16 protein-coding genes and 1 tRNA gene are annotated in these 15,516 nt (G+C 31.2%); 9 read left to right on the top strand and 8 right to left on the bottom strand.

Annotation, left to right across the window (positions count from 1 at the left end; translation table 11 throughout):
- Window positions 1-25: 25 nt before the first annotated feature.
- The 6 genes from ACH2BP_RS02900 to ACH2BP_RS02925 all read left to right on the top strand — a co-directional run bounded on the left by ACH2BP_RS02900 (window position 26) and on the right by ACH2BP_RS02925 (window position 7,803).
- Window positions 26-2,404: a hypothetical protein gene (locus ACH2BP_RS02900; RefSeq protein ID WP_395056830.1), complete on the top strand. Its 2,379-nt coding sequence runs from the start codon at window positions 26-28 to the stop codon at window positions 2,402-2,404.
- Window position 2,405: 1 nt separating this feature from the next.
- The gene (locus ACH2BP_RS02905) at window positions 2,406-3,104 is read left to right on the top strand and encodes an acyltransferase (RefSeq protein WP_395056832.1); all 699 of its coding nucleotides are present in this window, start codon (window positions 2,406-2,408) and stop codon (window positions 3,102-3,104) included.
- Window positions 3,094-4,320 carry a glycosyltransferase family 4 protein gene (locus ACH2BP_RS02910; RefSeq protein ID WP_395056834.1) on the top strand — a complete coding sequence of 409 codons (1,227 nt, stop codon included), beginning with the start codon at window positions 3,094-3,096 and terminating at the stop codon, window positions 4,318-4,320. Before ACH2BP_RS02905 ends, ACH2BP_RS02910 begins: the two co-directional genes overlap by 11 nt.
- A 2-nt stretch (window positions 4,321-4,322) precedes the next feature.
- Window positions 4,323-5,393: a glycosyltransferase family 4 protein gene (locus tag ACH2BP_RS02915; protein ID WP_395056836.1), complete on the top strand. Its 1,071-nt coding sequence runs from the start codon at window positions 4,323-4,325 to the stop codon at window positions 5,391-5,393.
- A 113-nt stretch (window positions 5,394-5,506) separates the two neighbouring features.
- Window positions 5,507-6,718 carry a DUF1972 domain-containing protein gene (locus ACH2BP_RS02920; protein ID WP_395056838.1) on the top strand — a complete coding sequence of 404 codons (1,212 nt, stop codon included), beginning with the start codon at window positions 5,507-5,509 and terminating at the stop codon, window positions 6,716-6,718.
- A 5-nt stretch (window positions 6,719-6,723) separates the two neighbouring features.
- A complete protein-coding gene (locus ACH2BP_RS02925) occupies window positions 6,724-7,803 on the top strand; it encodes an MraY family glycosyltransferase (protein WP_395056840.1) in 1,080 nt (359 codons plus the stop codon).
- A 308-nt stretch (window positions 7,804-8,111) separates the two neighbouring features.
- On the opposite strand, the gene ACH2BP_RS02930 is transcribed toward ACH2BP_RS02925, so the two are convergent.
- Genes ACH2BP_RS02930 through ruvC form a run of 5 tightly spaced genes read right to left on the bottom strand, consistent with a single transcriptional unit; the run spans window position 8,112 to window position 11,498 of the window.
- Window positions 8,112-8,483: an MmcQ/YjbR family DNA-binding protein gene (locus tag ACH2BP_RS02930; RefSeq protein ID WP_395056842.1), complete on the bottom strand. Its 372-nt coding sequence runs from the start codon at window positions 8,481-8,483 to the stop codon at window positions 8,112-8,114.
- Between the two features lie 4 nt (window positions 8,484-8,487).
- Window positions 8,488-8,889 carry a GNAT family N-acetyltransferase gene (locus ACH2BP_RS02935; protein ID WP_395056844.1) on the bottom strand — a complete coding sequence of 134 codons (402 nt, stop codon included), beginning with the start codon at window positions 8,887-8,889 and terminating at the stop codon, window positions 8,488-8,490.
- Window positions 8,890-8,943: 54 nt separating this feature from the next.
- Window positions 8,944-9,711 (bottom strand): cyclase family protein, encoded by a 768-nt coding sequence (locus ACH2BP_RS02940; RefSeq protein WP_395056846.1) that lies wholly within the window; start codon window positions 9,709-9,711, stop codon window positions 8,944-8,946.
- Window positions 9,712-9,759: 48 nt separating this feature from the next.
- Window positions 9,760-10,941, bottom strand: coding sequence for a radical SAM family heme chaperone HemW (gene hemW / locus ACH2BP_RS02945; protein WP_395056848.1), 1,182 nt, complete (start codon window positions 10,939-10,941; stop codon window positions 9,760-9,762).
- 2 nt (window positions 10,942-10,943) lie between these two features.
- A complete protein-coding gene (ruvC, locus tag ACH2BP_RS02950; RefSeq protein WP_395056850.1) occupies window positions 10,944-11,498 on the bottom strand; it encodes a crossover junction endodeoxyribonuclease RuvC in 555 nt (184 codons plus the stop codon).
- Between the two features lie 69 nt (window positions 11,499-11,567).
- On the opposite strand from ruvC, the gene ACH2BP_RS02955 reads away from it, so the two are divergent.
- Both ACH2BP_RS02955 and ACH2BP_RS02960 read left to right on the top strand, forming a co-directional pair.
- A complete protein-coding gene (locus ACH2BP_RS02955) occupies window positions 11,568-12,512 on the top strand; it encodes a hypothetical protein (protein ID WP_395056882.1) in 945 nt (314 codons plus the stop codon).
- Window positions 12,500-13,609: a glycosyltransferase gene (locus ACH2BP_RS02960; protein ID WP_395056852.1), complete on the top strand. Its 1,110-nt coding sequence runs from the start codon at window positions 12,500-12,502 to the stop codon at window positions 13,607-13,609. The genes ACH2BP_RS02955 and ACH2BP_RS02960 overlap by 13 nt, the downstream gene beginning before the upstream one ends.
- 108 nt (window positions 13,610-13,717) lie before the next feature.
- Here the strand turns inward: ACH2BP_RS02960 and ACH2BP_RS02965 are convergent, their stop codons facing one another.
- Window positions 13,718-14,191 (bottom strand): hypothetical protein, encoded by a 474-nt coding sequence (locus ACH2BP_RS02965; protein ID WP_395056854.1) that lies wholly within the window; start codon window positions 14,189-14,191, stop codon window positions 13,718-13,720.
- Between the two features lie 69 nt (window positions 14,192-14,260).
- Here ACH2BP_RS02965 and ACH2BP_RS02970 point away from each other — a divergent pair, with 69 nt between their 5' ends.
- Window positions 14,261-14,767, top strand: coding sequence for a DUF456 domain-containing protein (locus ACH2BP_RS02970; RefSeq protein WP_395056856.1), 507 nt, complete (start codon window positions 14,261-14,263; stop codon window positions 14,765-14,767).
- 122 nt (window positions 14,768-14,889) lie between these two features.
- On the opposite strand, the gene ACH2BP_RS02975 is transcribed toward ACH2BP_RS02970, so the two are convergent.
- On the bottom strand, window positions 14,890-15,138 hold the full coding sequence (locus tag ACH2BP_RS02975) for a GIY-YIG nuclease family protein (RefSeq protein WP_395056858.1): 249 nt from the start codon (window positions 15,136-15,138) through the stop codon (window positions 14,890-14,892).
- Window positions 15,139-15,357: 219 nt separating this feature from the next.
- A tRNA-Asp gene (locus ACH2BP_RS02980) sits at window positions 15,358-15,431 on the bottom strand.
- Between the last annotated feature and the right edge of the window lie 85 nt (window positions 15,432-15,516).

A 15,516-nucleotide genomic window follows, 5' to 3' on the forward strand; every position in this document is an offset into this window, starting at 1 on the left:
AGTTAAATAAATAAATACGCTCAACATGGAAAATATTTTTACAAAAACAGGCTATTCCATTTCTATAAAAAAAGTAAATAAAAACGATGTTGTTGTAACTTTACTAACAATAAACAATGCTGATGGAACTCCAAGATGGGTTTGGAATGCAAAATCCAATCATCCGCTTTTCTTAAAATTCTATAATATTAGTAGTAAAAAAGCATTTGTCTTTGCAACACTAATCAAACTTGTCTTTGCTTTAAGATTGCAAAAATTAGTATTCAAAAAAAGGAGTTATTATTTTTCTGTTTTAGATAATCCTGTATTTGATTGCAATACTAATTGGGCGCTATTTACTGGAACTATTGGCCCTAATAAAAAAGCGGTTTTGTATTCCAATAATTCTTTCTACAAAATTGCCATAACCCCAAAGGCAAGCCAATTAATTCGCAAGGAACATGAAGTTTTAGAAAAAATAAAACCTATTATTTCATCTTTCGAAATACCCAATGCGACTGTAATATCAAATAACATAATTCAGTTAAATGATGTATCTATAAATGGAGAAAGAATTAAGAACATTACACCTAATCACATAGCTGCATTATTAGAAATTCACACTGTCGAGAAACAAACTATCAAAGTGGGAGATTGGGATTTATTTAACTCCCTAAAAAAGGATTTTAGATCAATAAATGACCCAAGAATTCCTAAAAATTTAATTAGAAAAATCAATACTGTTTTAGATACTATTTCGGATAACGAATTAATAGAACTTTCTCTTTCTCATGGTGATTTCACACCTTGGAATATGTATCAAAAAAAGGAGAAATTAGCTATTTATGATTGGGAATTAGCACAATTTGACAGACCAAAAGCTTTTGATTATTTCCATTTTATAGTTCAAAACGGGATATTGGTTAACCATGAATCTTGGGGAAAAATCTATGCTGATATTAGAAAAATTGACAATAATTCCTTTGCATGTTTATTTTTTAATTACGATTTAGAAGAGCTAAATAACTATCTAAAATATTATTTACTTATTAATTGTATGCAGTATTTAAAAATATATTCCGAGCAAAAAAATTGGCATATTCAAATTGATTGGTTGTTTCAAGTGTGGAATGAAGGGTTTAATGTTTTTCTAACAAATGAATATTCTTCGAGGGAATTAATTATCATGGATCTATTTGATTCCATTCAGAATCAAGAATATGCTGCTTTAAAATTTCAAAATGGATTTCCAGAAATATTAAGTCTAAATTCTGATATAGACTTAGTTATCGATAAAAAAATGAATGATAGTATTCTTAAAACTATTCAAAAACATGATTTGGTTTCTAAAGTTACTTTTTCTAAAAAATCGTTTATGAATTCGATTCAAATTCTTACAAACGATGCCAATATACTCTCAATCGATTTAATTTGGCAATTAAAACGTCGTAACTTAGAAATTTTAGATGCTAAAAAATTAATTGAAACTGGTTTTACAAATAATTATGGAATAAAAAATGTTTCAAGCATTTGCACGTCAAGATATATTGCACTGTTTTATATTTTAAATGTCGCAAAAATTCCCAAAAAATATTTAATTTATCAAGAAGCCTTTAATAATTCTAAAAAAACTATCGACTTCATTATTAAGGATTATTTTGATAATTCTAAAAAAAGCAAACAACTTTTATTGAATTATATTAAAAGTAATAAACAAAACAAAGGTATAAATTATATAAAAAACACTCTCAATTACTGTCTTGATGCTATCAAAAACCATCAACATAATAAAGGTTTCATAGTCACTTTTAGTGGTGTAGATGGAGCAGGAAAATCTACAGTTATTGAAAAAATAGCTTTCAGAATTGAAAAACAACTAAGAAAACCAGTCATTATATTACGTCATCGTCCTTCTATTTTACCTATATTAAGTGTATGGACAAAAGGAAAAGAAAAAGCTCATCAAGATGCTACTTCAAGTCTTCCTAGACAAGGAAAAAATAAAAGTTTTGCATCTTCTATTCTCCGATTTACCTATTATTATTCTGATTATTTATTTGGGCAATTTGTTATTTATTTCAAATATACGTCAAGAGGCTATGTCGTTATTTATGATCGTTATTACTTTGATTTTATTAATGACAGTAAACGTAGTAATATTGTTTTACCTAAAATTATTTCAAAATTAGGATATTACTTATTGTTAAAACCTAAATTCAATTTCTTCCTTTTTGCTGATACAAATGTAATTCTAGACAGAAAAAAAGAATTAACTAAAGAAACTATCGAAGAATTAACTAAAGAATATAGCGCACTTTTCGATTCACTAAGCGTGAAAAGTAATTCTTCTGTATATGAATCTATCAATAACGAAGAACTAGACGTTACCTTAAATCACATCGTAAAAACTATAATTCTATCATAAATTGAAATCAATCATTCAAAAAATAATACAGCTTCGAAATCCAAATTTCAAATTTGATGATGCTTTAAACATTAGTGCATTACTTCAATTTATCTGGGTACAATCTTGGAGTCTAATTCGCGGATTGAAAGTGATTTTATTCCTAAAAAGCCCAAAAGGCATGATGCTGGGCAAAGGAGTTGAATTTTTTAATATTTCAAAAATCCATTATGGGAAATTTCTACGATTGGGGAATCATGTTCATGTGTCTGCTTTGAGTAAAAACGGAATTCAATTTGGAGACAACGTTTCTTTTGGAGCATTTAGTAGAATTATTGTTTCTACTTCTTTAAACGATATTGGAGACCAAATAAAAATTGGCAACAATGTAGGAATTGGAGAATTTGCCTACTTGGGTGGCGCAGGAAGTTTAGAAATAGGCGACGATTGTATTGTAGGACAATATTTAAGCTGTCATCCAGAAAATCATAATTATCAAGACCTGACAATTCCAATTCGCCATCAAGGCGTTTCAAGAAAAGGAATAAAAATAGGAAAGAACTGCTGGATAGGAAGCAAAGTTACGGTGTTAGATGGTGTTGCAATTGGAGCGGGAAGCATCATTGCAGCTGGAAGTGTGGTTACTAAATCATTTCCTGAGAATTCGATCATTGGTGGGGTTCCAGCTAAATTATTAAAAACCAGAACACATGAATCCTAAAACCATTTTAGCAACTTGTTATGCTGTAAACCCATACAAAGGATCAGAAGATGCTATGGGTTGGAATTTTACCTATCAAATAGCACGTTACAACAAAGTGATTGCCATTACTAGAGAAAACAACAAACCAGCAATCGAAAAATTTATGAATGAAAACCCTGATACTGTATATCAAAACATTACTTTTTTATATTTTGATTTACCATATTGGATGCGTTTCTGGAAAAAAGGAAGTCGTGGTGCCATGTTGTATTACTATATGTGGCAACGAGGTATTATTTCTTTCATCAAAAAACAAAAACTTCAATTTGATATTACCCATAACGTAAATTTTCATAATGACTGGACACCAAGTTTTTTATACAAACTAGAAAAACCAATGGTTTGGGGACCTGTAGGACATCATCCAGTTATTCCTAACCAATATTTAAAAAAATATGCAATCCATTATTTTATCAAAGACAGAGCTACTTGGTTAATAAAAAAAATGTTCTGGAACGGTTCTTTTTCATTAAAAAAAACGGTTCAAAAAGCAAGTCATATTTGGTGTATGAATAGTGGAGTGCCTGCCGTTTTGAATATAAAAACAAACGACTTTTCTATTAGTCCATCGATTGCTTCAGAAGATTTTAATGCTAAAAAAATAGTCTCTAAAGAACCGTTTACACTCATAAGCGTAGGAAGATTTGTTCCACTAAAAGGCTTTGATTTGACATTAAACTCTTTTATAAAATTTATCAACACCGTTCCTTTTAACGAAAGAATAAATTGTCAGTTAAAATTAATAGGCACAGGGCCTGAAAAATCTTTTTATCAAAAAATTATAGCAGAAAATCAAGCCGATGATTGCGTCGAAATTATAGAATGGATTGATAGATTAGAACTCATGAAAATCTACGAAACATCATCTGTTTTTCTTTTTCCTTCACACGAAGGTGCTGGAATGGTGGTTGCTGAAGCATTGTCTTTTGGATTACCTGTAATCTGTTTAGACAATGAAGGTCCAGGAGAGTTTATCAATGCCGATTGTGGTTTTGCAATCCCTCATTCAGATTATACTAAAACCATTTGCAAATTAGAAAAAGCAATTCAAGCGCTATACTATGACAAGGAATTATTACTCAAAATGAGCGTTGCCGCTAGAAAACAATATGAGGAAAAATTCACGTGGAATAGTCGTGGCGAAAAATTAAAAAATATTTACGACCAACTTTAATTATGAGAGTTATAGCAGTACATTTATTAAACGATTATAGCGGAAGCCCGAAAGTTTTGATGCAATTACTAAAAGGTTGGGTCAAAAATGATTTGGATACCCATTTGTACACTTCTGGAAAAAGAGAAGGATTCTTATCAGATATTGTAGGAATTCAGGAACATTTTTATTGGTATCAATTTGCCAAAAACCCATTCATTAGATTGTTTTTTTTAACTTTTAGTCAAATGGCTTTGGGCTTCAAACTGCTTTTTTTCTTGAAAAAAACAGACATTTTGTATGTAAATACTGTTTTGCCTTTTGGTGCTGGAATTGTGGGTAAAATTAGAGGTTGCAAAGTCGTTTATCACATTCATGAAACGTCTATAAAACCTTTACTTTTAAAAAAATTTCTTTTCGGAATTGTACGTTGGTCGGCTTCAGAAGTAGTGTATGTCTCAAACTTTTTAGCACAGCAAGAACCTATGAAAAAGAAAAAAAATGTGCTTTATAATGTGCTCGAAAATAATTTTGTAAAAGAAGCTACTCAAAATAGAAGCATTCAAAAAACAACAAAAATAGTTTTGATGATTTGTTCTTTAAAAGCTTATAAAGGCGTACATGAATTCGTAACATTAGCCCGAATAAATCCTCAATTAACATTCAAACTGATTGTAAATGCAAATCAAGCTGAAATTGATGCATATTTTTCAAACGAAACCATTCCTTCTAATTTATTCCTATATCCTGTTCAAAAAAATACACATCCTTTTTACAAAGAAGCTTCGGTTCTACTCAATTTATCTGATGTGAATTTATGGGTAGAAACTTTCGGACTAACCATATTAGAAGGCATGGCCTATGGGCTTCCCGTAATTGTTCCTCCTGTTGGAGGAGTTGTAGAATTAGTAGAAGAAGGCGTAAATGGCTATATGATAAACAGCAAAAATACCAATGCCATTTCAGAAAAATTAAACCTCATCCTCAACGATGATTCTTTATATCAAAAAATGTGTTTGGAGTCAATTGAAAAAAGCAATCATTTTAATGAAGAATACTTTGAAAATGAATCGATTAAAATTCTTTCCAATTAATATACAACTTCCATATTTTGGAAAATAATAAAAATGTAACTTATTGATTTTCAGTATTTTAATATTTTGGCTTTATTTTAGTCTATACTATTTCAATTATAAATACTATTAACATGAAAAAGCAAAGTATCGCCATTATAGGAACTGTAGGTTTACCTGCAAAATATGGGGGATTCGAAACACTAGCGGATCATCTAGTAACCCATCTTTCTGTTAAATATGACTTTACCGTATATTGTTCTAAAAAGAAATATTCTAAGAAAGAACAAATAACTACTTATAAAGGTGCAAAATTAGAATACATTAATCTGGAAGCAAATGGAATACAAAGTATACCTTACGACACCATTTCTATCATAAAAGCATTACGAAAAAACGATGTTTTATTAATTTTAGGAGTTGCTGGCGCTTGGATCTTGCCTTTTGTAAAGTTTTTCACCAATAAAAAAATCATAATTTCTATTGATGGTATTGAATGGAAAAGAGACAAATGGTCGCTATTTGCAAAACTTTATTTATGTTGGGCAGAAAAAATGGCTATTCGTTTTTCCCATATTGATATCTCCGACAATGAATCTATTCAGGATTATACTGCCTTGCGTTACGAAACATTGAGCAGAGTGATAGAATATGGCGCCGATCATACTTTACAAGTCCGACCAAAATATGAAGATTTTATGAAATATCCTTTTCTAAAACTTGATTATGCTGTAAAAGTTTGCCGAATAGAACCCGAAAACAATGTGCATATTGTACTAGAAGCGTTCAAAAAATTACCCCACTCAAATCTTGTTATTGTAGGCAACTGGGACAATAGCACTTATGGCAAAAAACTTAAAGAAACCTTCAACAAAATTCCTAACATAACTATTTTCGACCCCGTTTACAACCAACGAGAAATAGATTTAATACGAGGAAATGCTGCCATTTACATTCACGGACATTCTGCAGGAGGAACTAATCCCTCACTTGTAGAAGCGATGTATCTTGGACTACCCATCATATCGTTCAATGTGTCGTATAACAAAACTACTACCGAAAATAAAGCCTTGTATTTCTCTAATACAGCACAGTTAATACAGCAATTGCAAACTATTACCGAAGCAGAAATGAATACAATAAGTAAAGAAATGAAATCGATTGCCTTGAGAAGATACACTTGGGAGAAAATTGCAAATCAATACCATTTATTAATAAAAGAAGTGATAGCTATAGATAAAAAGAGACGTGTTTTATCTGAAATTCAAGAACTAGACTCTCGATTTTTGACAAAATACAATTTAGAGCATTTGCAAAATAATACGATGTTTTACGAAAAAAGATGATCAATATGAAAACACTCTCAGAATTTGGAACCCTTGGTTTACTATCACTATTGTTAGCCTTAGTTTGTATTCCTTTTATAAAAAAAGTGGCGCTAAAAATTAATCTGGTAGACAAACCCAATTACCGAAAAGTGCATACCACTGCAACGCCACTCATAGGAGGAATAGCAATAACAACCACAACATTAGCCATTTTAATAGTTTCAGGAAACTTCTTTGCTCTTCTAAAAGAATATCTGCCCATACTCGCTTCTGCCTGTATTTTACTAATAGTAGGCGTTATCGATGACAAATCGGATATAAGAGCAAAATACAAACTGGGAATCCAACTCCTATTAGCTTTTGTAGTTGCTTTTTCAGGAACCAGAATCACCACTTTTTATGGTTTTTTAGGTATTTACGAAATTGCTGTTTGGGCACAATACTTGCTAACTATCATCGTTATAACAGGCGTTGTAAATGCATTTAATCTAATGGATGGTGTAGACGGACTTGTTGGCGGATTGTCGCTTCTTGGATTTACGATGTTTTTTATCTCTTCCGTTTATTTTAACGACTACTTTTTAGGAAAAATTAGCATTATTTTTATGGGATCCATTATTGGATTTCTAAAATTTAACCTCTCTAAGAATAAAATATTTATGGGAGATGCAGGTTCGTTATTTTTAGGATTTATTCTTGTAACTTTTGGAATCCATTTTATGGAAAAAGTAAACCACACCAATAATTATGTTTACGCATACGGATTTCTACTACTGGTTGCTTTTTTTTCTATTCCGGTTCTAGATTCTATAAGAGTCTATTTAGGAAGAATAAAACAAGGTAATTCACCGTTTATGGCAGACAAATCTCACTTGCACCATTTGCTACTAACCGCAGGACTAACCCACAAAAAAATCTCTCTTTTTGTTACTCTATTTTGCATGACTATATTTTTTTTAGGATTTGGGCTCATAACTTTTTTCTCGACCACTTTAATTATTTTAGCTATCACGATTTTGTTTTGGACTATTGTAAAAATACTCCTGATGATTAGTAACCTCAAAGATTGGAGAAAAAAAATTTCCGATTTAGAACAACAATAAACCCACTAATAATACCCTCCAATTTCATAATATTTGCTTACTATAAAATATAAAGTGCATTTAGATACAACACTTTACAAATATGCATTACGTATTTTGTGTTTTCTAGATTAAAAAACAAATAATATACTTAGTGTATACAGTTTTAAGATGTTAATTATATTTATAAGTTAACGCCCCTAAAAACGATCATGATGAAACAACAATTCTCAAATACAGAAGTTATAGAGAATTAGAAACCTAAATTTACTTCCTTGATTCGATGAATTAAATGGTAAGTGTATAATCAAATTGCTCCTAATTTCTTTTTAGAACTTAATAAAATGTATTTCGCTCTGCATTCTTTTAGGCAAACTAGCAAAAACCAAATCATAAGAATGGTTTATTAATTCGAATAATGTTTCATCAGAAACGTCTTTATTCAAATCAATAGTGTTCCAGTGTACTTTGCTCATGTGATAACCTGGCCTAATCGCTTCATACTCCGAACGAAGTTCGAGTGCTTTTTCGGGATCGCATTTCAAATTCAACGAAGGATTTCCGTTTTCAAATCCTTTTAATGAAGCTAAGCAAAACATTTTTCCACCAACTTTAAACACTAAAGTATCTTCATCGAAAGGGAAATGTTCAGTAACACCTTTTTTGGTTTGACAAAACTCGTATAATTGTTGAATGTTCATGTTTCTATTTTATAATTTTCTCCATCATTTTTTCTGGCGTTGCCAAAGCATTGAATCCAAATTTTTTATACAAAAAATGCGCATCGGAAGTTGCTAATCGCCAAATTTTGACTTCTTCCAATTTTGGTTCATTCATCATGTTTTCGATAAGAATCGACGAATAACCTTTTCCTCGATGTGCTTCGGTTATAAAAACATCCATAACATAAGCAAAAACAACATAATCGGTAATTACTCGACAGAAACCTATTTGTTCATCATCTAGATAAATTCCAAAACAAAAAGAACTATCTATTGTTTTTTGAACTTCTTCGATTGTTCTTCCTGCCGCCCAATACACATCTTTCAAAAAATATTGAATGAACGGAAGATTGAGTTTGTTTTTATCGGTAGAAACGGTTATCATAAAAAATTATTTTAAAATATAAATGTTGAATTTTAAATTAAAATCATTCAAAATTTATAATTCAACATTCAAAATAGTATATAAAACGGGTTTACTTGGGGTTGCATCATTCTCAAACGAAGCAATTTGCAGATTTAGTATATAACTTCCGTCAAGTATCATATTGTCAACAAAAATTAGTTCGGTAATTGTGCAATCTAGCCTTGCGTCTTCATTTAGATTACTGATATCTTTCACATTCCAAAAAGCTTTGTGTGCCAATAATTTTCCTTCATCTTCTTCCCTATCTACACTTGGCAAATCGATTAGCAAATGTTGTATTCCACTTTCCCGAATAAATATCGCTGCGTCTTCAGCCAAATATGGCGGATTAGAGTTTGAATATTTTTTGTGTTTTTTTCCTTCTATATTGGGTAAGGTTCTAATGACAATGGCTTCGGGCGTTTTGCCATTTAACCCATTTTCGATTTGTTCTTTGGAAATAACTAAATCACCATTGCTATTTTTTGGTTCGACCGATATCAATTCGGCAGTAAAAAAAAACTTTTTTAAACATTGGTTAATGCTATAAAAATCTCTCGTAATATGCCCTAAACATTCGGTGTGCGTTCCGTGTCCGTGCGGATTGAAAAAGATATTATTAAAATTTGTCGATGATTTCCCTTCCGAAACTTTTCCTATCCAATCACCTACTTTTACAGGTTCTATTTCTGGTTTTTCGAGATACCAAGCGATAGGATTTTCCTCCGTATTAGTTAACGGAATGGAAATATCGATTGGTTTTGATAAGTTTATTTCTTGATTATTGATGAGTGCTAGCATAATTGAACGCGGATTTTAAGGATATTCTAGCGCGGATTTTACGGATTTTTAATCTGCATTCGAATTCTTTTCCAAATTTAAGTAAAATAAATCGGACGCAATTCCGTCGCAAAAGAATTTTCCTTTTCTGGTTGTTCGTAAAACATTATTTTCCAAAATAAGCTTTCCATTATCTAAGTATTTTTGTGCATTTTGGATGAGATATTTATGATATCTTTCTCCAAATTCGGCTTCAATTTTATCTAAAGAAACACCCCAAATAGTACGTAAACCAGTCATTACATATTCGTTGTATCTGTCGGTTTCTGATAAAGTTTCGGTTTCTGATGGCAATGTATTTTCGGAAAGTGATTTCAAATAACTCCCATTATTAGACACATTCCAGCTGCGGTTTTTCCCATCATAACTGTGGGCTGAAGGACCTATTCCTATATATTTTTTACCTAACCAATATGCCGAATTATTTCTGGAAAAATAATTTTCTTTCCCGAAATTAGACAACTCATAATGTATGAATTTGTTTTTTTCCAACGTATCAACCAGTATTAAAAATTGCTCGTGAGCCACCGCATCATCAGGTTGCGAAATAATTCCGTCTTTGATAAATTTGTGCAAAGCTGTTTTAGGTTCGACTGTTAAGGCGTAACTCGAAATGTGTGGAATATTCAAATCTAAGACAGTTTGAATGTTTTGCAACCAACGTTCGTTGCTCATTTGCTGCGCCTGTTCGCCATTCTGGCTCGGGTCTGGCGTTCCGTATATTAAATCGACCGAAATATTATCAAAATACTGCGTAGCTATTTCCAAACATTTTTTGGCTTCTGCCGAATTGTGAGCGCGATTCATCAATTGCAAATCTTCTTCAAAAAAAGACTGAATTCCTATGCTTAATCTGTTTATAGGTGTTTTTGATAATTCAATAATTCGTTCTTCAGATAAATCATCAGGATTGGCTTCGATTGTAATTTCAGGGTTTTCGGAAACTTTATAGTTTTTATAAACTTCATCAATCAAAAACTTTAAATCTGAAACTTCTAGAATACTTGGTGTTCCTCCACCAAAATAAATAGTTTCTATAACCTCATCTTCAAACTCATTTTTACGCATCGCAATTTCTTTGGCAATAGCCAAAACCATCTCGTCTTTCTTCTTCAACGAAGTCGAAAAATGAAAATCGCAGTAGTGACACGCTTGCTTGCAAAAAGGAATATGTATGTAAATTCCTGCCAAAATTATTTTTTTACGCGTTCTTCATTCTGTTTTACAAATGCGTCCCAACCAGTATAATTTGTCGTACCAACTACTTTTCCAGAATTAAAAAAATGACAAACTGCGGCTGCTAAACCATCGGTACTATCGAGGTTTTTTGGTAATTCTTTTAGTCCTAATAATTGTTGTAGCATTTTTGCTACTTGCTCTTTGCTTGCATTTCCGTTTCCAGTAATTGCCATTTTTATTTTTTTTGGCTCGTATTCGGTAATGGGAATATCTCTCGAAAGTCCTGCTGCCATAGCAACACTTTGCGCTCTTCCTAGCTTGAGCATCGATTGTACATTTTTACCAAAAAACGGTGCTTCAATCGCAATTTCATCAGGATTGTGCGTATCAATAAGTTCAATCGTACGTTCAAAAATCACTTTTAGTTTCTGATAATGGTTGTCGTATTTGCTTAGAATTAATTCGTTGAGTTGCAGAAACTCCATCTTTTTATTGATGACTTTTATGAGACCGAAACCCATAATGGTTGTTCCTGGATCGATTCCTAATATGATACGTTCGTTTGCCATTTGTTATTACACAGAGATTCACAGAGAAAACACAGAGATTCACAAAGAATTTTTCCGTTATTTGCAATGATGTTTTTAATTTCTCACAAAGCTAAACAATTCCTTGTTCTTGTAGTCAAACTTTTGATTGTAGGTGGTTCTTTTTATTTTATTTATGACCAATTAGCTCATAATGAAAAGCTAGAATGGCAAAAATTTGTAGATTTATTTAATTCTAAAATAACTATTTGGAGTGTTTTGCTAATTCTATTTTTGTCTTTTTTAAATCGTTTTCTGGAGATTTTGAAATGGCAAAATTTAGTCTTGTTTATTAAACAAATTTCTATTGGCGAAGCCTCTAAACAAGTTCTTGGAGCACTTACCGCTGGTTTATTTACGCCAAACGGAATAGGAGAATATGCTGGAAAAGCACTATTTTTTGAAAAGATAAAAACTAAAAAAATTATTTTCTTGAATTTAATTTGCAACGGAATTCAAATGATTTTGACAATTGTTTTTGGGGTTTTTGGATTGTTGTATTTCAATTCACAATTTAACGTAATTACTTCAAGAACAGTTGCTATTCTTTTTGGGATTTGTATTTTGTTATTTGGGATTGTCTTTTTTTCGAAAAAGATAAATATAAAAGGATATTCTGTCGAAAAATTAATTCATAAAACAAACGAAATCCCAAAACGAATTCATCAAAAAAATATTTTATTGGCTTTTGGTCGCTATTTGGTTTTTTCGCATCAATACTATTTTTTATTTTTAATTTTTGGTGTCGATTTGCCTTATTTAATTCTGATGGCAACTATTTCTAGTGTTTATTTTCTAGCTTCTTCTTTGCCAACTTTTCAGTTTCTTGATTTTGCTGTAAAAGGAAGTGTGGCCGTTTTTTTCTTCGGATTGCTTGGTGTAAATGAATGGATTGTTGTTTTTATTAGCACACTAATGTGGTTCTTGAATGTGGTAATTCCTGTGACTATTGGAAGTTACTTTGTTTTAAATTTTAAATCACAATGGAAATCGTAATTTATATTTTTGCTTGTATTGGCATTTGGTATTTACTGAATATCATTTGGTTAATTTATGGATTTTCGAAAGTACAACCTTTTGAAAGTGAAAGTTTACAACCCAAAACAAAATTTTCTATTATTGTTCCGTTTAGAAATGAAGCAGACAATTTGCCAAAACTTTTGTCTTCAATTGAAAAAATAAATTATCCGAATGATTTGTTTGAAGTGATTTTAGTTGATGACGCATCAGATTTTAGATTTCAGATTTTAGATTTCAGATTTCAGATAGCTCTAATAGATAATAATAGAGTTTCTAATTCTCCAAAAAAAGATGCTATAAATACCGCTATTGCAATTGCTAAAAGTGACTGGATTATTACGACTGATGCTGATTGTTTGGTGCAAGCCAACTGGCTCACAACTTTTGATGTATTTATCCAAAAAAACAACCCTAAAATGATTGCAGCTGGTATTTGTTATAAAATGAACAGTGGTTTTTTAGATGCTTTTCAGCAATTGGATTTTTTGAGTTTGCAAGGCACAACGATAGGCAGTTTTGGTAACAACCAAGCTTTCATGTGCAATGGTGCTAATTTTTGTTACCAAAAAACATTTTTCTACGAACTAAATGGTTTTGATGGAAACGATAAAATCGCAAGTGGCGACGATGTTTTTTTGTTGCAAAAAGCAATTCAAAAAGATAAAAATAAGGTGTATTTCCTAAAATCTGAGTCAGTAATTGTGCAAACAAAAACAGAAAAAAATTGGAGAGATTTGTTTAATCAAAGGGTTCGTTGGGCAAGTAAAACAGGAAATTATAATAGTTTTTATAGCAAACAACTTGGGATTTCTGTTTTAATGATGAATCTTTTTTGGATTCTGGGTTTTTGGCTTTTAGTTTTTGAAATGATGAACCCAAATTATTTTATTTTACTCTTATTCTCTAAATTTCTTATTGATTTCGTTCTTCTTTATAAAACCAGTTCTTTTTTTAAAACACGTTTAAATTTCCTTTTATTTGGTAGTTTGCTATATCCTCTGTTTTGTGTTACAGTTGGGATTTATTCTTTTTTTGGAAGTTACAGTTGGAAAGGACGAATTTTTAAAAAATAAACATTCCTAAAAATCGTAATGCCCTAGCCCTGATGGAAACGGCATCCTTTTTTCCCGCTTTTTTGCGGGAGAAAAGATATAGTGTACAGCAGGAAAAGCTTCTGAGATTTATTTTAAAATTATTGGCAATACGAACTGCGATTTTACTTTTATTCCTCGTTTTATAGCCGGTTCGACAGCAGGAAAATATAACAATTTTACTTGTAAAATGCTATCTAATTTTATTGCATCATAAACCATATTGTATTTTGTAAGATTAGGTTCGAATTGCATTTTAGCATCAGAAAATATAGTTATTTTCATTGGAATGGTATCTATTTTTGGGAATAAAATTTTGATAGAATCCTGAATTAATTTTTCTTGAATGTTGTTAGTTACAAAATCGAAAAAACATTGTTTTCTAGAGATTTTATCATTGATAGAATCGCATTGAACGGTACTTGGAAAATCATCGACCTCGTCCCAATTTATTTTTTTTAATTCCTGCTGAAGCAAATCTTCTTTGGCTGGCACATTTTTCTCAAAATACTGACAACCTTGAAAAATGGAAACCAAAAAAAGCAATATTATTATTTTTTTCATCTACAAACGGTGTAAATCGTTAGGGTTTATTGTGTAATTTTATTTCTCAAAAATAGTGAAATTTAATTTATGGATACTTTTTTATTCCTTACAGGTTTTATTTGTGTTATTACAGGCGTTTTTGGTAGCTTTTTACCTGTTTTACCTGGACCAAGCGTTAGTTGGGTTGGATTGTTACTTTTGTATCTGACTGATGCCGTACCGAACAATTACTGGACACTTGGATTTACATTGGCATTAACCATTGTCATTTCGATTTTAGACTATATAATCCCGTCGAAAGGGACGAAAAAGTTTGGTGGCAGTTCCTATGGCATTTGGGGAACAAATATTGGACTCATTTTAGGTTTACTATTTATTCCTATTCCATTTGGATTTGTTGTTGGTGCTTTTTTGGGTGCTTTTTTGGGTGAAATTATTTATAATTCTCAGGACAAAAAAAGAGCATTAAAAGCTGCTACAGGTTCATTGCTTGGCTTTCTGGCTTCTACTTTTATGAAGTTTATGGTTTGTATGTTGTTTTTAGGAACATTTATATATGTGACATGGCAAAATGCAGATAAATTATTTGGATAAAAAAACATTCAAAATAAGAAGTAAACAAAAAGTATTTGCAGAAGTATAAACTGTTATAAAAACAAAAAAGCCATTCACTATAAAGTGAAAAGCTTTTCATCTCGTCCCAAAAGACGAGACTACTAAACCCGTTTTTCGATATGAATATAAATTAATTTCTCGATTGATAGTCGATTCAATTTTTTCAATCTCTTTTCTTCTATCAAAGCTTCTTTTTTTGTTTCAAAAGTATTTGAATACACTATTTTCCAATCATCCGTTTTTGAAGTGTATGTACTTTTTCCTGAAATATGATATTCTAATCTATTCTCAAGATTGGTTGTAAATCCTTTGTAATAAACATCTAGAAACTTTGAATATAAAATATACACGTAAAACATATGCTAATATAAAAACAAAAAAGCCATTCACTATAAAGTGAAAAGCTTTTCATTGGTCTAACTACTAAACCTGTTTTTCATCTCCTCTTTAAGGACGAAATTACTAAACTTGCTATGGGTTACAAAGCCATAGCTTAAACAACACAACTAATTTTAGAAACCTTTATTGGGCAAAAAAGGTTTCTATTTCTAGAAACCTTTCCCAATTAGCGGTCTGGACGGGACTCGAACCCGCGACCCCGTGCGTGACAGGCACGTATTCTAACCAACTGAACTACCAAACCTCTGCTTAATTGCGGTTGCAAAGATACAATGTTTTTTAACTTACACAAATGTTTTTTTAAATTTTTTTGAAATTTTTTTTCACTT

Origin of the sequence: Flavobacterium sp. (assembly GCF_043756175.1) — a bacterium.
GTDB lineage: Bacteria > Bacteroidota > Bacteroidia > Flavobacteriales > Flavobacteriaceae > Flavobacterium.